Origin of the sequence: Micropruina sp., from assembly GCF_047607385.1 — a bacterium.
Lineage (GTDB): Bacteria > Actinomycetota > Actinomycetes > Propionibacteriales > Propionibacteriaceae > Micropruina.
This window is the reverse complement of the sequence record NZ_JASGDE010000098.1, coordinates 1-22,443: the sequence shown is the minus strand read 5'-3', so window position 1 is coordinate 22,443 and position 22,443 is coordinate 1. Positions and strand designations below refer to the sequence as shown.

Annotated in this window: 19 protein-coding genes; 6 read left to right on the top strand and 13 right to left on the bottom strand. The window is 71.0% G+C overall.

The annotated features are described in order from the left end of the window. The first annotated feature begins 86 nt into the window (after positions 1–86). The 3 genes from QM582_RS08895 to QM582_RS08885 are packed head-to-tail and all read left to right on the top strand — an operon-like array spanning position 87 to position 4,092. Positions 87–659: a PadR family transcriptional regulator gene (locus QM582_RS08895; RefSeq protein ID WP_415083654.1), complete on the top strand. Its 573-nt coding sequence runs from the start codon at positions 87–89 to the stop codon at positions 657–659. Continuing rightward, positions 656–1,363: an ABC transporter ATP-binding protein gene (locus QM582_RS08890; RefSeq protein WP_415083652.1), complete on the top strand. Its 708-nt coding sequence runs from the start codon at positions 656–658 to the stop codon at positions 1,361–1,363. Before QM582_RS08895 ends, QM582_RS08890 begins: the two co-directional genes overlap by 4 nt. Continuing rightward, positions 1,360–4,092 (top strand): FtsX-like permease family protein, encoded by a 2,733-nt coding sequence (locus QM582_RS08885; protein ID WP_415083651.1) that lies wholly within the window; start codon positions 1,360–1,362, stop codon positions 4,090–4,092. Before QM582_RS08890 ends, QM582_RS08885 begins: the two co-directional genes overlap by 4 nt. Positions 4,093–4,215: 123 nt before the next feature. Here QM582_RS08885 and QM582_RS08880 read toward each other — a convergent pair whose 3' ends face one another. The 5 genes from QM582_RS08880 to QM582_RS08860 all read right to left on the bottom strand — a co-directional run bounded on the left by QM582_RS08880 (position 4,216) and on the right by QM582_RS08860 (position 10,905). After that, complete coding sequence (locus tag QM582_RS08880) at positions 4,216–5,553, bottom strand: formimidoylglutamate deiminase (RefSeq protein WP_415083650.1); 1,338 nt, start codon at positions 5,551–5,553, stop codon at positions 4,216–4,218. Further along, positions 5,550–6,803: an allantoate amidohydrolase gene (locus QM582_RS08875; RefSeq protein ID WP_415083648.1), complete on the bottom strand. Its 1,254-nt coding sequence runs from the start codon at positions 6,801–6,803 to the stop codon at positions 5,550–5,552. Before QM582_RS08875 ends, QM582_RS08880 begins: the two co-directional genes overlap by 4 nt. Positions 6,804–6,968: 165 nt before the next feature. Next, a complete protein-coding gene (locus QM582_RS08870) occupies positions 6,969–9,812 on the bottom strand; it encodes a vitamin B12-dependent ribonucleotide reductase (protein WP_415083646.1) in 2,844 nt (947 codons plus the stop codon). A 39-nt stretch (positions 9,813–9,851) separates the two neighbouring features. Then, positions 9,852–10,310, bottom strand: coding sequence for a transcriptional regulator NrdR (gene nrdR / locus QM582_RS08865; protein ID WP_415083644.1), 459 nt, complete (start codon positions 10,308–10,310; stop codon positions 9,852–9,854). A 247-nt stretch (positions 10,311–10,557) separates the two neighbouring features. After that, positions 10,558–10,905, bottom strand: coding sequence for a hypothetical protein (locus tag QM582_RS08860; RefSeq protein WP_415083643.1), 348 nt, complete (start codon positions 10,903–10,905; stop codon positions 10,558–10,560). Between the two features lie 317 nt (positions 10,906–11,222). On the opposite strand from QM582_RS08860, the gene lexA reads away from it, so the two are divergent. Next, positions 11,223–11,984 carry a transcriptional repressor LexA gene (lexA, locus tag QM582_RS08855; RefSeq protein WP_415083672.1) on the top strand — a complete coding sequence of 254 codons (762 nt, stop codon included), beginning with the start codon at positions 11,223–11,225 and terminating at the stop codon, positions 11,982–11,984. 14 nt (positions 11,985–11,998) lie between these two features. On the opposite strand, the gene QM582_RS08850 is transcribed toward lexA, so the two are convergent. Next, positions 11,999–12,286, bottom strand: a complete 288-nt coding sequence (locus QM582_RS08850) for a helix-turn-helix transcriptional regulator (RefSeq protein WP_415083641.1) — start codon at positions 12,284–12,286, stop codon at positions 11,999–12,001. Positions 12,287–12,353: 67 nt separating this feature from the next. Between QM582_RS08850 and map the strand changes: the two genes are divergently transcribed. Beyond that, on the top strand, positions 12,354–13,151 hold the full coding sequence (map, locus tag QM582_RS08845; RefSeq protein WP_415083639.1) for a type I methionyl aminopeptidase: 798 nt from the start codon (positions 12,354–12,356) through the stop codon (positions 13,149–13,151). Between the two features lie 45 nt (positions 13,152–13,196). Here the strand turns inward: map and QM582_RS08840 are convergent, their stop codons facing one another. Continuing rightward, positions 13,197–14,219: a LacI family DNA-binding transcriptional regulator gene (locus QM582_RS08840; protein WP_415083637.1), complete on the bottom strand. Its 1,023-nt coding sequence runs from the start codon at positions 14,217–14,219 to the stop codon at positions 13,197–13,199. Positions 14,220–14,445: 226 nt separating this feature from the next. Between QM582_RS08840 and QM582_RS08835 the strand changes: the two genes are divergently transcribed. Continuing rightward, entirely contained in the window at positions 14,446–15,645 is a 1,200-nt protein-coding gene (locus tag QM582_RS08835; RefSeq protein WP_415083635.1) for a Gfo/Idh/MocA family protein, read from the top strand. Positions 15,646–15,744: 99 nt separating this feature from the next. Here the strand turns inward: QM582_RS08835 and QM582_RS08830 are convergent, their stop codons facing one another. The 6 genes from QM582_RS08830 to hflX all read right to left on the bottom strand — a co-directional run bounded on the left by QM582_RS08830 (position 15,745) and on the right by hflX (position 22,292). Continuing rightward, positions 15,745–17,781, bottom strand: coding sequence for an ATP-dependent DNA helicase (locus tag QM582_RS08830; protein ID WP_415083633.1), 2,037 nt, complete (start codon positions 17,779–17,781; stop codon positions 15,745–15,747). Positions 17,782–17,847: 66 nt separating this feature from the next. Beyond that, a complete protein-coding gene (locus QM582_RS08825; RefSeq protein WP_415083631.1) occupies positions 17,848–18,639 on the bottom strand; it encodes a Cof-type HAD-IIB family hydrolase in 792 nt (263 codons plus the stop codon). Between the two features lie 27 nt (positions 18,640–18,666). Beyond that, the gene (locus tag QM582_RS08820) at positions 18,667–19,506 is read right to left on the bottom strand and encodes a Cof-type HAD-IIB family hydrolase (protein WP_415083629.1); all 840 of its coding nucleotides are present in this window, start codon (positions 19,504–19,506) and stop codon (positions 18,667–18,669) included. A 128-nt stretch (positions 19,507–19,634) separates the two neighbouring features. After that, positions 19,635–20,219, bottom strand: coding sequence for a TetR/AcrR family transcriptional regulator (locus tag QM582_RS08815; RefSeq protein WP_415083628.1), 585 nt, complete (start codon positions 20,217–20,219; stop codon positions 19,635–19,637). Further along, entirely contained in the window at positions 20,206–20,805 is a 600-nt protein-coding gene (locus QM582_RS08810) for a sugar O-acetyltransferase (protein ID WP_415083626.1), read from the bottom strand. Before QM582_RS08810 ends, QM582_RS08815 begins: the two co-directional genes overlap by 14 nt. Positions 20,806–20,879: 74 nt before the next feature. After that, positions 20,880–22,292 (bottom strand): GTPase HflX, encoded by a 1,413-nt coding sequence (gene hflX / locus QM582_RS08805; protein ID WP_415083624.1) that lies wholly within the window; start codon positions 22,290–22,292, stop codon positions 20,880–20,882. Between the last annotated feature and the right edge of the window lie 151 nt (positions 22,293–22,443).

Here is a 22,443-nt window from a genome sequence, read left to right as displayed (position 1 = left end):
CGCCGGGATTCGCCGCCGGTCGCCTCTGAACATACTCGGTATATAGTCAAACACCAGGAGATATACCGAGTATATAGGAGGCGTCGATGTCGGTTCGGTTGGGGTTGCTGGCATTGCTGGCGGAGGGTCCGCGCTACGGCGCCGAGCTGAAGGCGGGGTTCGAACAGCGCACCGGCGGCACCTGGCCGGTCAACGTCGGTCAGGTGTACACCACGCTGGACCGGCTGGAACGCGACGGCCTGGTCAGCGCCGACGCCGCGGACGCCGAGGGCCGGATCCGCTACGCCCTCACCGCGCCGGGACGCGACGCCGTCGCGCAGTGGTGGCGCACCCCGGTCGACCGGCAGGCCACCCCGCGCGACGAGCTGGTGATCAAGCTGGCCATCGCGATCACCTCCCCCGCGGTCGACTCGGCCGCGGTGGCCCAGGCCCAACGCTCGGCCACCATGCACCGGCTGCAGCAGCTGACCCGGCTGAAGCAGTCGATCGATCCGGCCGCCGACCTGGCCTGGCTGATGGTGGTCGAGCACCAGCTGTTCGCCGCCGAAGCGGAGATCCGCTGGCTCGACCAGGTGGAGGCCAGCGTGCGCCGCTTCGGCGCGGCGGCACCCGCCCCGGTGGACGTCACCGACGACGAGACCACGCAGGCCCGGCGATGAGCGCCCCCGCCCTGCGGCTGAGCCAGGTATGCCGCGATCACGGCAGCGGCGAGACCGTCGTGCATGCCCTGCGCGGGGTTTCGCTGGACGTGTCGGCCGGGGAACTGGTCGCGGTGATGGGCCCGTCCGGCAGCGGCAAGTCCACCCTGCTGAACGTGGCCGGGGCACTGGACCGTCCGACCAGCGGCGAGGTGGAGATCGACGGCGTCGCGCTGGGAGGGCTGAAGCCGGAGCAGTTGGCGCAACTGCGGCGCCGCCGGGTCGGCGTGGTGTTCCAGAACTACAACCTGATCCCCGCGCTCACCGCCGCCGAGAACATCGCACTGCCGCTGGAGCTGGACGGGCAGCCGGCACTCGCGGCCCGACAGGAGGCCCGGGCCGTGCTCAAGGACCTGGGCCTGGGCGGGCTGGCCGACCGGTTCCCCGATCAGCTCTCCGGCGGCCAGCAGCAGCGGGTGGCGATCGCCCGCGCGCTGGTCGGCGAACGCCGGCTGGTGCTCGCCGACGAGCCCACCGGCGCACTCGACTCGGTCACCGGCGAGGAGGTGCTCGCGGTGCTGCGGGCCCGCTGCGACGGCGGTGCGGCCGGGCTGCTGGTCACCCACGAACCGCGGCATGCCGCCTGGGCGGATCGGGTGATCTATCTGCGCGACGGCGTCGTGGTGGACGGCACCGCCGTCCGCGCCGAGCGGGTGCCGGCGTGAGCACCGTCGTGGCGGCCCGGACGGCGTCCGACGTCCCGCTCGGACCGGCCCAGCCCCGGGCCCGCTCCTGGTGGACCGGATGGCGGTTGGCGCTGCGGATGGCGCGCCGCGACGTCCGGCGCGATCGGGGACGGAGCTGGTTCGTCTGGCTGATGATCGCCGTGCCGGTGGCGATCCTCGCCGCCGCCCAGGTGCTCACCGCCTCGTTCGACCTGTCGCCGATCGAGCGGGCCCGATTGATAACCGGCGGGAATCAAGCGGCGATCGCGTGGGCCTGGGAACCGTTCGATCCCGAGCTCAACAGCTTCGGGGTGGTCGGTCCCAGCGTCGATCATCCGTCGGCCGAAGCCCGGACGCCGCCCGGCTGGGGCGAATCGCTCGCCTCCAAGGCGGCAGCGGTCGCACGGCTGCTCAACCGGCCCGTGGCCACGCTGACCTGGAGCACCCCCAACTACGGAGCCGCCGAGCAGGGGTTGCTGATGCTGGGCCTCGATCCGCACGATCCGGCGCTGACCGGGGTGATCCGGCTCACCGACGGACGGCTGCCCGACGCGCCCAATGAGGTCCTGGTCACCAGCCGCGGCGCCGCCGAGGGTATCCCTGCCGCCGGCCCGGCCACCATCACTTTCGGCAGGATCAAGACCGACGTCACGGTGGTCGGACGCGCCGACGTGCAGCTGCTCGGCAGCTACGACCTGATCGGATACCCCCAACAGATACACGACGAGCTGAGTTTCCTGGTGCCCGGCGATCGCCCGGTGACCTGGGACGACGCGGTGATGCTCGCCCGCTACGGCTTCGAGACCACCAGCCTGGACATCGTCGCCCACCCGCCCCGTCCGCTGCCGCCGTCCGGTGTCGGCATCGGGCCCGGCGACGTGGCGCTGGTCATCGGCCTGCTGCAGGTCGCGCTGATGGTCGGACCCGCTTTCGCGATCGGCGCCGCCCGCCAGCGGCGGAGCCTTGCGCTGGCAGCGCTGAACGGTGCCGATCCGCGGCAGTTGCGCCGTGTCGCGCTCGGACAAGCGCTGTTGCTCGGCTCGACCGCCACGCTGGCCGGCACCCTGGTCGGAACCGGCGCGGGCATCGCAGCCTGGCCGGCGGTGGCGTCCAGTTCGGGCGAAGCCCAGGGCCCGCTGGACGTACCCGTCCCCGCCCTGGCGCTGCTGCTGGCACTGGGCGTGCTGACCGCGATGGGGTCGGCACTGGTCACCGCGCGCGGCCTGGCCCGGCTCTCCCTGGTCGGAGCACTGCGCGGAACCGTCCGTTCAGCCCCCGGCGGCCGGCGTGGCACCGTCGCCGGGATCCTGCTGCTGGGACTCGGCCTGGTCGCCGCCTGGTGGCCGATCACCCGGTTGGGCGAGCGCGCCCCGGAGGTTGTCTTCTTCTGGTTCGGCGGCTGTGTGGCCGCGTTGACGGGCTTCCTGCTCACCACACCCGCATTGCTCGGCATACTGGCCCGGCTCGGCCGGCACGCGCCGGTCGCGCTTCGCATCGCGCTGCGCGATCTGGCTCGGCATCGCGGCCGGGCCACGGCCGTCGTCGCGTCCGTCGCCGGCGGCGTCCTGTTGCTCACCGTGGTCTGGACGCTCGTGGTCAGCGTCGAAGCCGACGAGGCCCGGCAGTACATCCCCGAGACCCTGGCCGGCCAGGCCGGGGTGACGACCGGGACCGGCGCCGAGTCTGGCTTGACCGGCCTGGACGCCACGATCCGCTCGGTCGACCCGCGGCTGCGGATCACCCGAGTGGCCGGTCCCACCATCCCGAAGCCCGGGACGAAGGACAACGAGACGCTGGATCTCGTCGGCCTGCGAAAAGGCTGCACGGCGGCGGAGCTGCAGGCGCGGGGCCCGGTCAGGCCCGACTGCCGATCGCTGATCGCCTACCCGACCACCGGCGTTCTGGTGGCGGACGCGGCCGATCTGGTCCGGCTGTTCAGGCTGAACGCCACCCAGTCCGATGCCCTGACGCGCGGCCGACTGCTGGTCAACACCGAGCCGATCGAGGTCGCCGGCGGCCCCACGGTGAACGAGTTGCAGAAAGGCGAGTTGCAGGTGGCATACCTCGACGACGACACCAGCGCAAAGATCCGGACGGCGCGGATTCCGGCCCTCGCCATCACCTCCGACGTGATCGCCCGGGGCGCCCCGCCGACCCGCTACTCCGTCCTGGCCAGCACGAAGACCGCCGCCGCACTGGGCTGGGAGACGTCCAACTGGCGACTCGTGGTGGACCACCCGGACGGCCCCATCGCGCCGGCCACCGAGCAGCGGCTCCAGGAGGCCCTCACGACGGTGGGGGTGACCGTCAAGGTCGAGCACGGTTTCGTGCCGAGCCCGCAGCCGGTGCTGTGGCTGATCTCCGGCACGTTGGCCCTGCTGGCGGTGATCGGCGCCGCCATGGCGACGATCCTGGCCGCCGCCGAGATGCGACCGTTCCTGGCCACCTTCGCCGCGGTCGGTGCCCCGCCGAGCATGACGCGGCGGTTGGCGACCACCCAGTCGGTGGTGCTGGCACTGTTGGCGTCCGGACTCGGATCGCTGCTCGGAATGGTGCTCGGAGCGCCCGTCGGCATGGTCACCACCGGTTGGAACGGCGAGCAGCCGATCGTGGTGCTGCCCTGGCTGGTGGCCGGCCTGTTCGTGATCGGCGTCCCGCTCGTCGCCGGTGCGGTGGCGGCGCTGTCGACACCCAGGGAGGTGTCGTTCACCGCGTCCACGGCCGATTGAGCCCGCCCCTGGCCGAGCCCGGTCTCTCCGGTCTGGCCCTCCCCACCGGAGCGCTCGCCTAACTATTTCGGGCTCGCCGAATTCGGCGAGCCCGAAATAGTTAGACGAGCGATGGAGGCGGAGCTACAGCGCGGCGAGTGCCTCGGTGAGCAGCCGTCCGGGATCGCCGAGCCGGTGCTGCCGGTCGCGGACCACCGGGCGTCCGTCCACGATCACGTCGGTGACGTCGGACGCGGCGGCGCACATCGCGATCTGGGTGGGGTCGGCGCCTGCCGTCCGGGCACTGGTCAGGTCGACGGCGACCAGGTCGGCGCGGGCACCCGGCTCGATCCGTCCGGCGTCGCTCCAGCCGAGTGCCCGGTGCCCGGTCTCGGTGGCCGCGCGGACCAGTTCGTTGGGGGCGAAGGTGCCGCGGCGTCCGGACGCCAGTCGCTGGTGCTGCTCCAGCCGCCGGGCCTCGCCGAGCAGGTCGATCGCGACGTGCTGGTCGCTGCCCAGGCACAGCGGGCTGCCGGCGGCCCGCAGCGCGGGGAACGGTCCGATGCCGTCGGCCAGGTCGGCCTCGGTGGTCGGGCAGGCGCAGGTCGCCGTCCGGGTGGCGCCCAGCAGCTCGATGTCGGAGTCGCTCAGGTGGATCGCGTGCACGGCCGTGGTGTGCGGACCCAGGGCACCCGAGCGGGCCAGCAGCTCGGCGGGCGTGCAGCCGTAGTGGGCCAGGGTCGCCTCGTTCTCGGCCGGCTGCTCGGACAGGTGCACGTGCAGCGGGAGTCCGTGGTCGGTGGCGGCGGCCGCCACCAGCGGCAGCTGGTCGGCGGGCACGCCGCGCACCGAATGGATGGCGGCGCCCAGCCGGGCGTGCGCCGGCAGCGGGCTCTCGGCTGCGGTGAGCCGCTCGATCCGGCGCCGCCAGCCGGACGCGTCCCCGTCGCCGAAGCGGCGCTGCGGACCCTCCAACGGACGATGACCGGTGTCGTCCAGGCCCCCGGCGAGGTAGCAGGTGTCGAGCAGGGTGATCCGGATGCCGGCCGCCGCGGCAGCCTCGACCAGGGCCAGGCCCATCGCGTTCGGGTCGTCGTAGGGCTCGCCATCGGGGGCGTGGTGCAGGTAGTGGAACTCCCCCACGCAGCTGATCCCGGCGGCGGCCATCTCGGCGTAGACGGCGGTGGCGAGCTGCCGGTAGCTCGCCGGGTCGAGGCGGGCGGCAAGGGCATACATCCGTTCGCGCCAGGTCCAGAAGGTGCCGCCGTCGCCGTGGGTGCGGCCCCGCAGCGCCCGGTGGAAGGCATGCGAGTGGGCGTTGGCCAGGCCGGGCAAGACGATTCCCCGCAGCGTCTCGGCGCCGGCGGGGGGCGTCCGGACGCCTTCGGTGACGGCGGCGACGCGGCCGTCCGCCTCCTCGACGAGGACGCCGGCCGCGACCCCGCCGGGCAGCCAGGCATGCTCCAGCCAGTAGCTGCTCACTCGTCCTCCCCGGCCAGCGACTCGACCACCCGGACCAGGGCGTCCACACCGGCGTGACAGTCGGTGGATTCGGCGTGCTCCTCGGGCGAGTGCGAGATGCCGGTGGGGTTGCGGACGAACAGCATGGCCGTCGGGACGCCGGCGGTGGCCAGGATACCGGCGTCGTGACCGGCACCGGTGGCCAGCACCGGGGCGTCCAGCAGGCCGGCGAGCCGCCGGACCAGCGCGGTGTCGAAGTCGGTGGCGTCGGTCCAGGACTCCTCGATCGCCGCCCGTCCCACCGCGCTGCTCAGATGGCTGACGGCGTTGCGGACGGCGCGTTCGTCGGCACCGCGCGCGTCCAGCCAGGTCTGCACCAGGGACGGGATGGCGTTGACCCCGTTCGGCAGCACCCGCAGCTTGCCGACGGTGGCGACACAGCCGAAGTGCTGTGCGGCGGCCCGTGCCTGCTGGATGACGGCCGCCACGGCCAGCATCGGGTCGTCGCGGTCCTCCAGCTTGGTGGTGCCGGCGTGGTCGGCACGTCCGGTGAGGTCGAATCGCCAACGGCCGTGCGGCCAGATCGACGAGCCGACCGCGACCGCGCCCTCGGCGGGGTGGCCGGGATCGCCCAGCGCCCGACCCTGTTCGACGTGCAGTTCGATGAAGGTGCCGACCCGGCGCAGGGTCTCGTCGTCGCGGCCCACCGCGGACGGGTCGTGCCCGGCGGCCCGCATCGCCTCGGCCATGGTGGTGCCGTCGGCGTCGGTGAGAGCCAGGCCGCGTTCCGGCGTCATCGCGCCGGTGAGCAGCCGGGAGCCGGCGCAGGCCACGCCGAACCGGGCACCCTCCTCGTCGCCGAAACAGGCGATGCCCAACGGCCGATTCGGGGCGAAGCCCGCGGCGTCCAGCTGATCGAGGGCGGCGAAGGCCGACACGACGCCCAGCGGCCCGTCGAAGGCGCCGCCGTCGGGAACGGAGTCGAGGTGCGAGCCGAGCACCAGGCCGGGCGTGCCGGAGGCCGCGCCGGCGTCCGGATCACCGCGCCAGGCCCACAGGTTACCGACCCGGTCGGTGACCAGGTCGAGGCCCCGGCGGGATGCTTCGCCGGCGAACCACTCCCGCAGCGTGGCGTCCTGGCTGGTCCAGGCGAACCGGCGGTAGCCGCCGGTGGTGGCGTGTCGTCCGATCGGCGTCAGCTCGGCCCACATCCGATCGAACGACGTGTGTCCGGGTGTCGGCGCGGGTGCGATTACGAATCGGGCGGTCATGGCTGCTCCACGGCTGTGGTCGGGGTCGATGGTAGTGCCCTCCATGTCACCGGATCGGTGACAACTCCTGGACGCCTTCGCCACGTTCGTCTGTGATCCGAGACCATCGTGCACGGCAACGCCGCCGAGGCGGCCCGATGACAGGCCCCTCGGCGGCGTCCGAGCTCAGCTGCAGCCGCTGGTGCTGCCGCAGCCTTCGCAGATGTAGCAGCTGCCGCTGCGGCGCATCTTGGTGCCGCAGGTGAAGCACAGCGGGGCGTCGATCGCCATACCGGAGATCTTCTCCAGCACCTCGGCGGTCGAATGCGGTCGCATTTCGACCAGGGCGGGCTGGTTCGGCCCGTCCTCGTGCACCTTCACCTCGTCGCCGGCGTCGTTCTTCAACGCCTCGGACTCGATCAGGTTCGCCTCGTCCTCTTCGGAGATGTACGAGCCGGTCTCCACGTACCGGGCCCGCTCGGCCGAGGTGTAGATGCCCAACTCGGCCCGCTCGTCGAAACTCAGGTAGTCCAACGCCAGCCGGCGGAAGATGTAGTCGATGATCGACTGCGCCATCCGGATGTCGGCGTCGTCGGTCATCCCGGCCGGCTCGAACTTCATGTTGGTGAACTTCTGCACGTAGGTCTCCAGGGGAACCCCGTACTGCAACGCGATCGAGATGGCGATGGAGAAGGCGTCCATCACACCGGCCAGGGTGGAGCCCTGCTTGCCGAGCTTGAGGAACACCTCGCCGAGCCGTCCGTCGTCGTAGGCTCCGGCGGTCAGGTAGCCCTCGGCGCCACCCACCGAGAACGAGGTGGTGCGGCTCATCCGCGACTTCGGCAGCCGCTGCCGGCGCGGCCGGTACTCCACCCGCACCTCCGGCTTCGGTGCCTCCTCGACGGCGGCCGGCACGTCCGACTTCTTGGCGTCGGACAGCGGCTGCCCCACCTTGCAGTTGTCGCGGTAGACGGCCAGCGCCTTCAGGCCCAGCTTCCAGCCCTGTAGATAGACCTCGGCGATCTCGTCGACGGTCGCCGTCTCGGGCAGGTTGACCGTCTTGGAGATCGCGCCGGACAGGAACGGCTGCACCGCTGCCATCATCCGGACGTGGCCCATCGGCTTGATCGCCCGCTGGCCCATGGCAGTATCGAAGACCTCGTGGTGCTCGGACTTCAGCCCGGGCGCGTTGACCACGTGGCCGTGCTCGGCGATGTACTCGACGATCGCCTCCGCGGTCTCCTCGGTGTAGCCGAGGCCGTGCAGCGCCCGCGGAATGGTCTGGTTGACGATCTGCATCGACCCGCCGCCGACCAGCTTCTTGAACTTGACCAGCGAGAAGTCCGGCTCGATGCCGGTGGTGTCGCAGTCCATCATGAAGCCGATGGTGCCGGTCGGTGCCAGCACCGAGGCCTGCGCGTTGCGGAAGCCGTTGGTGGCGCCCAACGCCACCACGCGGGCCCACTCGGCGGTGGCCAGCTCGTGGATGCTGGCGTCGAGTTCGCTGACCCCGCGCACCTCGTCGTTGGCCGCCTGATGCTTGCGCATCACCTTCTGGTGCGCGGTCGCGTTGCGGGCGTACCCGGCGTACGGGCCGACGATGGCGGCCAGCTCGGCCGAGCGCCGGTAGCTGGTGGCGGTCATCAGCGAGGTGATGGACGCCGCCACCGCCCGCCCGCCGTCGGAGTCGTAGCCCCGGCCCACGGCCATCAGCAGGGCGCCCAGATTGGCGTAGCCGATGCCCAGCTGCCGGTAGTCGCGGGTGGTCTGCCCGATGGCCTCGGTCGGGAAGTCGGCGAAGCAGATCGAGATGTCCATCGCGGTGATCACCAACTCGACCGCCTTGACGAAGGTGGCCGCGTCGAAGGTGTCGTCGTCGCGCAGGAACTTCAGCAGGTTCAGGCTGGCCAGATTGCAGGAGCTGTTGTCCAGGCTCATGTACTCCGAGCAGGGATTGGACGCGGTGATCCGCCCGGTCTCGGGGTTGGTGTGCCAGGCGTTGATGGTGTCGTCGTACTGGATGCCCGGATCGGCGCACTCCCAGGCCGCCTTGGCCATCTTCGCGAACAACTCGCGGGCGTCCACGGTCTCGATCACCTCGCCGGTCATCCGGGCGCGCAGGCCGAACCGGGCACCGTCCTCGACGGCGCGCATGAACTCGTCGCTGACCCGGACGGAGTTGTTGGCGTTCTGGTACTGGACGCTGACGATATCGCGGCCGCCCAGATCCATGTCGAAGCCGGCGTCGCGCAGCGCGCGGATCTTGTCCTCTTCGCGCGCCTTGGTCTCGATGAACTCCGCGATGTCGGGGTGGTCGACGTCGAGCACCACCATCTTCGCGGCCCTCCTGGTGGCGCCGCCGGACTTGATGGTGCCGGCCGAGGCGTCCGCCCCGCGCATGAAGCTGACCGGGCCGGAGGCGGTGCCGCCGGAGGACAGCAGTTCCTTGCTGGAGCGGATCCGGGACAGGTTGAGGCCGGCACCGGAGCCGCCCTTGAAGATGAAGCCCTCTTCCTTGTACCAGTTCAGGATCGACTCCATGGAGTCGTCGACGCTGAGGATGAAGCAGGCGCTGACCTGCTGCGGCGCCGCGGTGCCGACGTTGAACCAGACCGGCGAGTTGAAGCTGAAGTACTGGTGCAGCAGCATCCAGGTGAGCTCGTGCTCGAAGATCTCGGCGTCGGCGGGGGTGGCGAAGTAGCCGTTGCTCTCGCCGGCCCGGCGGTAGCTGGTCACCACCCGGTCGATCAACTGCCGCAGGCTGCTTTCCCGGGCCGGGGTACCGACCGCACCGCGAAAGTACTTGGTGGTGACGATGGTGGACGCGTTGACGCTCCAGAAGTCGGGGAACTCCGCGCCGTGTTGCTCGAAGACGGTCTCGCCGGTCTTCCAGTTGGTCTGCACCACGTCGCGCGACTCCCAGTCGACCTGGTCGTAGGGGTGCACGCCGGCGGTGGTGAACACCCGCCCGACGGTGAGGCCGTGCGGGGTCGCGGACGAGCGGCTGCCGGCACGAATGGTTTCAGTCACGAGTGATGCCCTCCTTCGGGCCGTCAGGGACGCCGTCGCTCAGCGCGCGGCGGCCTCCTGGGTACGGAGACTGTGGATCTCGGCCTCGAAGTCGTCGACCGAGTTGTAGTGCTTGTACACCGACGCGAAGCGCAGGTAGGCGACCGCGTCGAGGGTGCGCAGCGGGCCCAGGATGGCCAGCCCGACATCGTCAGCGGGGATCTCGGCCTGGCCGCTGGCTCGCAGCGTCTCTTCGACCTGCTGACCGAGCCGGGCCAGATCGGCCTCGGAGACCGGACGTCCCTTGCATGCCTTGCGGACACCGGTGACCACCTTCTCGCGGGAGAACGGCTCCACCACACCCGACCGCTTCACCACGACCAACTGCATCTGCTCCACCGTGGTGAACCTCCGCTCGCAGGACGGGCACTGCCGGCGCCGCCGAATCGCCGCGCCGTCTTCGACGACGCGAGAATCCAGCACCCGGGAGTCGGTGTGTCGGCAATATGGGCAGTACACGGCTCAAGCTCCCCGCTTCGTCGATGAACGCTCGCCCCTGTGGAACGATGTGTGTACCGGCTGTGGACCAGCTTGTGGAGGAAAACCACAATCTGTGGATTAACCACAGCCCTGTAACTACTACATCTAGACGATACGTCGCCAGCCGGCCCTCTGCAACCGAGTTCGCCCGATCACCACGGCACGCGCGCACGGGATCGCCGCCCGAAGCCGGACTACCGCGCCGGCCACCCGCTGCAGCGGCCGCTCAGGACGCCGCCACCACCGCCGGAGCCTGCGGCACCGCCGGTTCGTTCGGGACCGCCAGGAAGCCGGCCACCAGGGTCAGCACACCGGCGGCGACCGCTCCCAGGAACACCGTCATCACCACGGCCAGGCCGCGCCGGGTCAACTGCAGCCCTTGCCCCACCACGACCGGCACCGGAGCCGGAGCCTGTGCCCGGACCAGCGGCGCCACCGCCACGGCGGGACGGCCACCTGGCGTGGCCGGATGATTCGGACGCGCGATCGGGCCACGCGTCTGCGCGACGTGCCGCCACCGCGGCCGAGTGACCGTCGGGGTGACCATCGTCTCCTCAACCAACACCGCACTCATCTCGCACTCCCTCTCTCGAACATACGTTCGATGGTCATTGTTACTCGACGATCGGCCCCGGCGCAAGCACTATTCGTACTGTTGTTCACGACCGGTCGATCAACTACCAGCAGTCAACAACCCGCCTCTGACAGTTTTCGCAGCCGGCCTGCCGCGACCGCGACGCGAAGTACCACCCGCTCTCCCGACGATCCGGCGACACGCTCGAACAAACGTTTGAATCGCGCAGGTATTGTGCCTAGTCTGAGCGCATGGCAGGCAGGAACCCGTTCGATAAGACCCCGCGACGCGGCCGTCCACCCAAGCAGCCGCCCAAGATGGGCGTCGGCCGTCCCAGCAATGCCGAGGTCGCGCAGCAGCTCGAGATGGCCAAGATCGCCCAGCTGCCCGACGGCCCGGCCGATACCGAAGGGCTGACCCCGCGGCAGCGGCGCATCCTGGAGTTGATCCACCTGGCGGTGAGCACCCGCGGCTACCCGCCGACCATCCGTGAGATCGGCGAGGCCGCCGGGCTGGCGTCCCCGTCCAGCGTCTCCCACCAGCTCCGCGCGCTGGAGGCCAAGGGCTACCTGCGGCGCGACCCGCACCGGCCGCGCGCCATGGAGGTACGACTGCCCGACTCGGTGGCCAAGGCGCCGGCCGACGAGGCGGTCGAGCCCGAGAGCGATCCGGTCGACATCACCGGCATCGGCGATGCGCTGCCGGAAGCGGTCAACGTGCCGGTGGTGGGACGGATCGCCGCCGGCGGCCCGATCCTGGCCGAGGAGCGCGTCGAAGACGTCTTCCCGCTGCCCAGGCAGCTGGTCGGCGAGGGCACCCTGTTCCTGCTCGAGGTCCGGGGCGACTCGATGATCGAGGCCGCGATCTGCGACGGCGACTTCGTGGTGGTCCGCCAGCAGCCGACGGCGAACAACGGCGACATCGTGGCCGCCCTGCTCGAGGACGAGGCGACGGTGAAGACCTTCAAGCGCACCGACGGCCAGGTGTGGCTACTGCCGCACAACCCGGCCTATTCACCGATCGACGGCAACCAGGCGTCCATCCTGGGCAAGGTGGTCGCGGTCCTGCGCCGGGTCTGATCCGGGCGTCCGGGTCAGGAGGCCAGGCGCTGCCGTCGGTCGGCGGCGGGGACGTCGTCGGTCCGGTTGACCTCGGCCCAGATCACATCGAGGGAGAGTCCGAGCACATCGGCGATCGCGGCGATGGTCGGGAAGGCCGGGGTGGCGACCCGGCCCGACTCGATCTTGCGCAGGGTCTCCGGGGACACGCCGGCGTCCAACGCGACCTCGAGCATCGGGCGTTCCGCCCGGGCCTGCCGCAGCAGCACGCCGAGACGGCGTCCGCGCTCGATCTCTTCGGGGCTGAGGGGCAACCTGACCATGATGGGATTCTAATACCGGGATAGTATGGCCGGGATAGTTATTGGTGAACCCGAAGGAGACACCCGGATGATCGAGATCCTGAGCCCCGCCCAACTACCCCGGGCGAGGACCAGCGGAGCGGTGGTCGCCGACATCCTGCAGGAGCTGAAGAGCCGCAGCAGGGTGGGCACCAACCTGCTGGAGATCGACCAGTGGACCAAGGCGATGATCACCGACGCCGGCTCCCAGTCCTGCTATGTCGACTACGCGCCGGCGTTCGGACGCGGACCGTTCGGTCACTACATCTGCACCGCCGTCAACGACGCCGTGCTGCACGGCAGGCCGTACGACTACGCGCTCGCCGACGGCGACCTGCTGACCCTCGATCTCGCGGTGCTCACCGGCGGCCTGGCCGCAGATGCGGCGATCAGCTTCATCGTCGGCGAAACCAGGCCGGCCGAGAGCGTCAAGTTGATCGCCGCCACCGAACGTGCACTGGCCGCCGGGATCGCCGCCGCCCGGCCGGGCGCCCGGATCGGCGACATCTCCCACGCGATCGGGACGGTGCTGAGCGCTGCGGGCTATCCGATCAACCTCGAATTCGGCGGTCACGGCATCGGATCGACCATGCACCAGGACCCGCACGTCCCCAACCAGGGTCGCCCCGGCCGCGGCTACCGGCTGCGTCCCGGGCTGCTGCTGGCCCTGGAGCCCTGGGTGATGACGGACACCGCCACCCTGATCACCGACGCCGACGGCTGGACGCTGCGCAGCGCCACCGGCTGCCGGACGGCGCACAGCGAGCACACCGTCGCGATCACCGCCGACGGTGCCGAGGTCCTCACCGTCCCCGACCCGGACGCCGTGACCCGCACCACCGGGTAGCCCCGCGGCCGATCGAGAGGCCTCCCCGGTCGTCCGGTGGTCGGGTCAGCAGCCACAGGAGTCGCGGATCACCAATTCCATCGGCAACCGCTGATGATCGGCCCGTTGCTCGTCGCGGAGCAGCGCCTGAACCGCCGCCTGGGCCATCGCGGCGGTCGGCTGCCGGCTGGTGGTCAACGGCGGCCAGCAGTACTGGGTCTCGGCGGTGCCGTCGAAACTCACCACCGCGACATCGTCCGGAACCCGCAGCCCGTGTTCATGGACGGCGCGGAGCAGTCCGACCGCCTGCAGATCGGAACTGGCCACGATCGCCGTGGGCCGATCGGCACGGCGCAGCAGCCGGACGCCGGCGGCATACCCGCCCTCCCGGGTGAAGGCTGCTCGCTCGATCGGGCCGAGCGGACGCCCCGCCCGGGCGTGCGCGGCCGTCCAGCCGGATTCCCGTCCGTCGATGGCGGCTTCGACGGTGTCGCCGATGATCAGCGCGACGCTGGGATGCCGATGAACGCCCAGCAAATGGTCGACCGCCTCCGCGATGCCGCCGGCCGAGTCGGGGCCGACGGTGGCGTAGCCGGAGAACGGCACCGTCGAGTCGATCAGCACCACCGGCGTCCGTACCCCGCGGCGGGCGAGTTCGCCGACCCGTCCGACCCCCGCGCCGCGCGCCAGGATGAGGCCGTCGATCTGGCGGTCGCACAGGTCGAGCACCTGCTGGAACTCGATGTCTGGGTCGAATCCGGAATTGGTGATCAGCAAGGCGTAGCCGAGGTCGGTGGCGGCCTGCTGGATCGCCAGGGTGTACTCGGCGTAGAACGGGTTGGTGTTGTCGGGCACCACCAGGCCGAGGGTCTTGGTGCTGCCCAGGGCCAGGGCTCGGGCGGTTCGATTGGGCCGGTAGCCCAGCCGCGCGACAGCGTCCAGGACGCGGGCCGTGGTCGCCTCGGAGACCGGTTTGGGTCCCCCGTTCACCACATAGCTGACCACGGCGGTGCTCACCCCCGCGTAGCGGGCGACGTCGGTCCGGGTCACGGCCGCGGGTCGCTCGCCGAGCGTGCCGTCCTCGCCCATCGGCACCTCCTCGCAGTCCGGGCCTTCGCGACCGGCCCCAACCGGGACCGGACGCCACGGCTGGCATTCTACGCGGATAGATATGGCCGCTCAGCTACCAGCGAGCCTTCGTGAGACGTTTCTTTTCTCGGCTTGCAGAGCGCAGAGTTACCCGCGTAACTTTTCTGGTCGGAGCCGCACGACTCCGACCATCGACTCGCTCGACCCCGCAGAGGAATCGCCACCCATGTCCTTCTCGATCGCCATGATCGGCGCCGGCCAGTTCGCCGGTTCGTTCGCCCACCTGTTCCAGCTGCACCCGGGAGTGTCGAAGGTGTACGCCGTCGACACCATCGCCGAACGCGCCGACGAGCTGGTCGCCCGGTACGGCCTGGCCGGCACCTTCGCCTCCTTCGACGACGTCCTGGCCAGCCCCGAGGTGGACGCCGTCGCGATCTTCACCCAGCGCTGGACCCACGGCCCGCTGGTGGTCCGGGCACTGCGCGCCGGGAAGCATGTCTACTCCGCGGTGCCGATGGCGATCAGCGCCGAGGAGATCGGCGCGATCATCGACGCCGTCAAGGAGACCGGGCTGACCTACATGATGGGCGAGACCAGCCACTACAACCCGGCGGTCGTCTACGCCCGCGACATGGTGGCCAAGGGCGAGTTCGGCCGGCTGTTCTACGCCGAGGGCGACTACGTGCACGACATGGACCTGGGCTTCTACGACGCCTACCGGTTCTCCGGCGGCGAGAACTGGAAGGCCACCGCCTCGTACCCGCCCATGCTCTACCCGACCCACTCGATCGGCGGCATCCTGGGCGCCTGGAACACTCACGCCACCAGCGTGTCGGCGATCGGCGTGGTGGACGACCGCGGCGACGGCGTCTTCGACCGCTCGGTCAGCATGTTCGACAACGACTTCTCCAACATGACCGGCCTGTTCGAGGTGGCCTGCGGCGGGTCGTTCCGGGTCAACGAGTTCCGCCGGGTCGGCTTCCCGGCGTTCATCCGCGAGTCCCGGTTCCGCTGGTTCGGCACCGAGGCCAGCTTCGAGGAGATGACCACCACCGCCTACCGGCAGGACCGCACCGGCGTGGTCGACGTGTCCGAACAGATCGAGCCGCGCAAGGCCAGCGAGGAGGAGCTCGCCGAGCTGGCGGACGTCTCCCCCACCCTGCGCGACGCCTTCCTGTCCGGGCTCGCCCCGGTGCACGACCCGGCCCGGTTGCCGGCCGAGTTCGCCGGCGCACCGAACGGCCATGAAGGCAGCCACCACTTCCTGGCCGATGACTTCGTCACCGCGGTCAACAACCAGACCCTGCCGCCGGTGAACGCCTGGCAGGCCGCCCGGTACACGCTGCCCGGCGTCTACGCGCTGGAGTCGGCCCGCCGGGGTGGCGAGCGGCTGACCATCGACGACTTCGGGAATGCCCCGGCCTGAGCGGGTTCGAGTGGACGAAAGGAACCGTCCCCGGCGTCCCACCCCGACACGCAAGTGGGACGAAAGGAACCGTCCCCAGCGTCCCACCACGTGGGGCAGCTACGTGGTGGGATGGGCCGCGGCCGCACGGGCGTCCTGGAGCCGGCGCAACGCGCCGATCGCGGTCTCGCGGTCGGTGGTCATCCAGAAGTCCGGCATGGACGCGCGCAGGAAGCTGCCGTAGCGGGCGGTGATCAGCCGCGGGTCGAGCACCGCGACCACGCCGCGGTCGGTGAGCCGGCGGATCAGGCGTCCGGAGCCCTGGGCGAGCAGCAGCGCGGCGTGGGTGGCGGCGACCGCCATGAAGCCGTTGCCGCCGCGTTCGGCGACCGCGCGTTGCCGGGCCTGCATCAGCGGGTCGTCCGGACGCGGGAACGGGATCTTGTCGATGATCACCAGTTCGCAGGTGTCGCCCGGGACGTCGACGCCCTGCCACAGCGACAGCGTGCCGAACAGGCTGGCCTGCGGGGTGGCGACGAACCGGCGGGTCAGCTCGCCCAGCTGGGCATCGCCCTGGCAGAGGATCTCGGCGTCCGGGAGTTCCTTGCGGCAGTGCACCGCGGCCGCCTCGGCGGCCCGCTGGGAGGCGAACAGCCCGAGGGTGCGGCCGCCGGCCGCCCAGAGCAGCTCGGCCACCTCGGCCAGGATCGCCGGCGCGATGCCGTCCCGGCTGGGCGGCGGCAGTGTCTTGGCGACGTAGAGGATGCCTTGGCGGCGGTAGTCGAAGGGTGAGCCGACGTCGAGTCCGCGCCAGCGCGGCTTCTCCGGCGCGCCGTCGCCGTCGTCACCGTCGCGGTTGTAGGGCTCGGTGAGCCCGACCGAGCCGGCCACCGCCTCGAAATTGCCGCCGATGGAGAGCGTGGCCGAGGTGAGCACCACCGGATGCTTGGCGAAGATGCCCTCCCGCATCAGACCCGCCACCGACAGCGGGGCCTGGTTGACCTGGCGTCCGAACCGTTCCCGCTCGGACACCCAGACCACGTCGTGCGGTGCCAGCGTGGCGAGCTGGTCGGCGATGTCGAACACCTCCTTGGCCGCCGCTGCCGCCTGCTTGCGTTCGTTGTCGGAGTCGTCGCCGCCACCCATCGCCGAGACCACCCGGCGGGCCACGTCGCGGACCAGCCGCAGGGTGTTCGCCAGCGGCCCGTCGGCGTCCTCGATCCGGGTCACCGGGGCGTCGTCGAGAGCGGCCCGCAGTGCCTCGCCGGCGTCCAGGAACTCCAGCGCGAGGTCGTCGTCCAGCCAGACCAGGCAACGCCGTCCGACCCGTTCGATCAGCTGCGGGCTGAGCTCGTGGGAGGCGGCGCCGGTGACCCGGCTGACCAGTTCGTGCGCCTCGTCGACGATCACCGCGTCGTGCTCGGGCAGCGCCGTGCCGCCGTGCATCGCGTCGATCGCCAGCAGGGCGTGGTTGGTGACCACCAGCTGCGACGACCGGGCCTGGTCGCGGGAGCGCTCCACGAAGCACTGCGAACCGTAGGGGCAGCGCTGCGCGCCGAGGCACTCCCGCACCGGGATCGACACCTGCGCCCAGGCCTGGGCGGTGTGCGTCGGGGCGTCGTCGCGGTCGGCGGCGCCCTTGGCCTCGGCCTCGGTCTCCACCCATTCCCGCAGCGCCACCACCTCGGCGCCCACCTTGGAGCCGGCGTCGGTGGCGACGGCGGTGAGCGCCCCGGCGAGCTCGCTGCCGCCCAGCAGGCTCTCCTGCTCGGAGCCGAGGGTGTCGCGTACCCGGTACAGGCAGGCGTAGTTGGTGCGTCCCTTGAGCACGGCGTGGCTGACCCGCTTGCCGGTGACCCGCTGGCAGGCGTCCAGGGCGGCCGGGATGTCCTTGCGGGCCAGCTGGGACTGCAGTGCCAGCGTCGCCGTGGCGATCACGATGCGCTCGCTGGGCGACTGCACCAGCCGGGCCAGCGCGGGTGCCAGGTAGCCCAGCGATTTGCCGGTGCCGGTGCCGGCCTGGACCAGCAGGTGCTCTCCCCCGGCCAGGGTCTCGGTGACCGCGGACGCCATCTCGTGCTGCCCCGGACGCTGGGCGCCGTCGATGCCCTCGACCGCTGCGGCGAGAATCGCTTCGGTCAGGTCGGCGTCGGGCATTGGTTCAACTTACCGCCCGCCACCGACAGCGTCCGGCAACACCCCACCGGCGAGCTGCACGGTGGACTACGACGGCAGAATCTCCTCCAGCACGGCCAGGACGCCGTCGGCGGAATTGGGCGGGGCGATGCGTGCGGCCAGCTCCCGCAGGTCCGGCGGCGCATCGCTCATCACCACCGGGAGACCCACGGCGGTGAGCATCTCCCGGTCGTTGTAGCTGTCGCCGAAGGCGACCGCATCGGCCAGGTCGATGCCCCAGCGCTCGGCGAGCCGGCCCAGCCCGACCGCCTTGTTGTGGCCGGGCGCGTTCAGGTCGGCGTCCGTCGGACCGGCCACGACGGGGACGAACCGGTCGCCGAGCCGTCGTCCGAGTTCGGCGACCACGGCGTGCGGATCCTCGGCCTGCACGCTCGCCTTCACGATGTCGTCGGCGACGGCCCGGACGTCCTCGACGATCTCGACGCGCGGGTAGTAGCGCCGCGCCCAGGCCACCCCGTCGGGGCCGAGCCAGGACGGGATGACCGCACCGTGCGACGTGGAAGCCAGGTAAGTGAGACGGTGTTCCTCCAGCTCGGCGACCAACACCCGGGCGACGTCCGGACGCGGCACCGCCGCATAGCAGGGGGAGGTGTCGCCGACGTCGTAGAGGAAGTGGCCGTTCTCGGCGGCGTAGGCCACCTCGTCCTCGGGTTCGAAGAACGAGCGGAGCTGCCAGTACTGATTGCCGCTGGCCACCACGAACCGCACTCCCGCGTCCCGCATCCGCTCCCGCAGGCCGAGGAACCGTTGCCGGTCGTAGCTCAGGTCGGGACGGAGGAAGGTGCCGTCCATGTCGACGGCGATCAGGGCTATCTGCATGGCTCGCTGCTTTCGTCGGTGCTCGGGTCAGTCGCCGAGCAGGCCGAGGTGTTCGAAGGCGGCGTGCAGCCCGTCGGCGTCGACGTCGCCAGTGACGTGGTCGGCGACGGCTTTCACGTCGTCGGCGGCGTTGCCCATGGCCACCCCCACCGCGCAGTAGGCCAGCATCGGAATGTCGACGGCGGCGTCGCCCATCGCGATCGTGTCGGCGCGATCGGCGCCCAGGTGGGTCAGCAGCACATCGACCGCCTGGGCCTTGTCGATGTCGGCGACGCCGAGGTCGCCGAAGAGCGCGTGCGCGCCGCGACCGCCCCAGGTCCCCGCCTTCAGCTGCGGGAAGACCGCCATCGAGTCGAGGTGGTCCTGGTAGTCGCCGAGCACGAAGCTGATCTTGTTGACGTCGTCGCGGATGAGTTCGGCGCCGTAGATCATGTCCGGGAAGAGCTCGGCGATGGTCCACGAGGAACTGTCGGCGGCGCCCTTGCCGGCGACGTAGGCCTGCGCGGCAGGCCGCGCCGCGGTCTCGAAATCCTCGCTGGCGTAGAGCCCCGAGTTGGCCTCCAGGTAGAACGGCAGCCCCTTGCCGTGCAGCCAGTCGACGACGGCGGCGCACTCGTCGCGGGTCAGCGTCCGGTGCATCACCACCTGGCCCTGGTGCTCGACGTAGGAGCCGTTGCCGCCGATCATGCCGTCGATGCCGATGTCCCACAGCTCCGGGTACATCTCGGCCTTGCTGCGTCCGGTGGTCAGATAGACGAGGTGCCCGGCCCGGCGGGCGCGGCGGATCGCCCGCACGGCCGAGTCGGGCAACTGGTTGGCGTAGTTCACCAGGGTGCCGTCGACGTCCAGGAAGATGATGCGGGGCATGAGGGCCTTTCGATGGTCATGATCGTTCAGCGGTTGGGATTGCTCGGTGCTTGCGATCGTTCAGCGGTTGGGATTGCTCGGTGGTTGCGACTGGTCAGTGGTTGGGATTGCTCGGTGGTTGCGACTGGTCAGTGCCGGGAGCGGTCCGGGTCGGCGATCCGGGCCACGGCGCGGCGCACCTCGCCGGCATCGCGGTTGTCCAGGTCGAGTGCCCGGTGGATGGTCAGCCCCTCGATCAGGGCGTCGAGCATCCGGGCGGTCTCGGGGTCGAAGTGCCGCTCCAGGGCGGCCCGGCTGCGCGCCATCCAGCCGGCGGTGATGTCCCGGAAGCCGGCGTCGCGGGCGGCCAGCGTGTAGAGCTCGTGGGTCAGGACGAGGTCGCGCTGGTCGCCGAAGACGTCCTCCAGGATGATCGCCGACACGGCGTCCCGGGCCGATTCGGCGTCCGTCGCGGCAGCCATCCGGCGTTCGAAACCGTCCGCAACACCGCCGGCGAAACGGGTGAACGCCTCGCGCAGCAGCTCGTCCATCCCGGCGAAGTGATAGGTCATCGACCCCAGCGGCACGTCGGCGGCCTCGGCGATCCTGCGATGCGATGCGCCGGCCACCCCGACCCTGGCGATCACCTCCAGGCACGCGTCGACGATCCGGTCGCGCCGGTTCGGGTCGGTGCGGCGGGCCCGCCGGGGACGCGCGGCGTCAGCGGCCGGCATCCTGCGGCCCGATCTCGCGGATGACGCGGGCCGGGTTGCCGACCGCGACCACATTCGCCGGAACGTCCCTGGTCACCACCGCGCCGGCACCGATCACGCTGTTGTCCCCGATGGTGACCCCGGGGCAGACGATCACCCCGCCGCCGAGCCAGACGTTGTCGCCGAGGGTGATGGGCTGGGCGGCTTCCAGCTTGTCCCGCCGGGGCTGCGGATCGATCGGGTGCGTCGGGGTCAGCAGTTGCACGTTCGGGCCGATCTGGCAGTCCTCGCCGATCGTGATCGGGGCCACGTCCAACGCGGTCAGGTTGTAGTTGACGAACGTCCGCGCCCCGATCGAGATGTTCTCGCCGTAGTCCACGAACAGCGGCGGCTTCACGTAGGCGCCGTCGCCCAGGTGACCCAGCAATTCGGCCAGGAGACGTTCGGCGCCGGCTTCGGCATCGGCCTCCGCCCGGTAGTACGCGTCCGCGAGCTGCAGGGCGCGGCGGGCGATGCGTCCGCTCTCCGGATCGTCGGCGATGTAGAGATCGCCGGCCAGCATCCGCTCCCGGTTGGTGCGCGGGTCGCCCGCGAAGTAGTCGGTCATGGACGGCAGCCTAGCAAGCGTATGGACGTACGTACCTATGGAACCGCTTCGCTAAGAATTGGCCGCCACTGCGGTCACCGGACGAACGGCGCCAACTCCCCGGCCAGGCCGCGGTTCACCCGGGCGACGACGGCGGTGCCGTGGGCGGTGTGCTCCAGGGTGACGATCTCGCCGCTGGTGTGGATCTTGTTGACCAGGTCGCCGCGCTCGTAGGGCACCAGGGCGCTCACCTCGACCGCCGGACGCGGCAGCCGCTCCTCCACCCGCCGCTGCAGGTCGGCGATCCCGTCCCCGGTGCGGGCGGAGACGAAGACGGCGTCCGGGTACTGGGTGCGCAGCGCGGCGAGCGTGGTGGCGTCCGCGGCGTCGGTCTTATTGATCACCAGTTGTTCGGCGATGTTGCCGGCGCCGATCTCGGCGAGCACGGTGCGCACCGCCCTGATCTGGCCCTCCGGGTCGGGATCGGCGCCGTCCACCACGTGCAGCAGCAGATCGGCCAGCACCGACTCCTCCAGGGTGGAGCGGAACGCCTCGACCAGGTCGTGCGGCAGGTGCCGGACGAAGCCGACGGTGTCGGTCAACGTGTAGACCCGGCCATCGGTGCTCTCGGCGCGCCGGGTGGTCGGGTCGAGGGTGGCGAACAGGGCGTTCTCGACCAGCACGCCGGCGCCGGTGAGCCGGTTCAGCAGCGACGACTTGCCGGCATTGGTGTAGCCGACGATGGCCACCGAGGGAATCTCGTTGCGCTGCCGTTCCTGGCGCTTGGTGGCGCGCACCTCGTCCATCTCGCGCAGCCGCTTGCGGAGCACCGAGATGCGGGTGCGGATCCGGCGCCGGTCGGTCTCGATCTTGGTCTCGCCGGGTCCGCGGCCGCCGATGCCGGCACCGCCGGCGGCCCGTCCACCGGCCTGCCGGGACAGGTTGCCGCCCCAGCCGCGCAGCCGCTGCCGCAGGTACTGCAGCTGGGCCAGCTCGACCTGCGCCTTGCCCTCGGCGCTCTTGGCGTGCTGGGCGAAGATGTCCAGGATCAGCGCGGTGCGGTCGATCACCTTCACCCCGACCCGGTCCTCCAGATTGCGCAGCTGGGCGGGTTCCAGCTCGCCGTCGCAGATCACCGTGTCGGCGCCGGTGGCGATCACCACCTCGCGCAGTTCGTCGACCTTGCCGCGTCCGATGAAGGTGGCCGGGTCGGGGTGACTGCGGCGCTGGATCAGCGCCTCCAGCACCTCGGATCCGGCGGTCTCGGCGAGCAGCTTCAACTCGGCGACGGCGTTCTCCGCCTCGGCCAGCGAGCCGGACGTCCAGACGCTGACCAGCACCACCCGTTCCAGCTGCAGGTCGCGGTACTCGACCTCGGTGATGTCGGCCAGCTGGGTGGACATGCCGGCCACCCGGCGCAGCGAGATCCGCTCGGCCAGGTCGAGTTGGTCGCCGTCGAAGTCGGTGGTCTCCGGATCGTCGGCGTCGTCGAAGCGTGGATGCGTCACAGGTTCACTGTGCCACGAGCGACGATGACGGCGGGACCGGTGAGCCGGGCGCCGTCGGGTGCCAGGTCGACCAGCAGGGTGCCGCCGGGCGGGTCGACCCGCCAACTGCCGGCGCTCTCCCCTGCCGCGGTCGCCGCGGCGACGGCGGCGG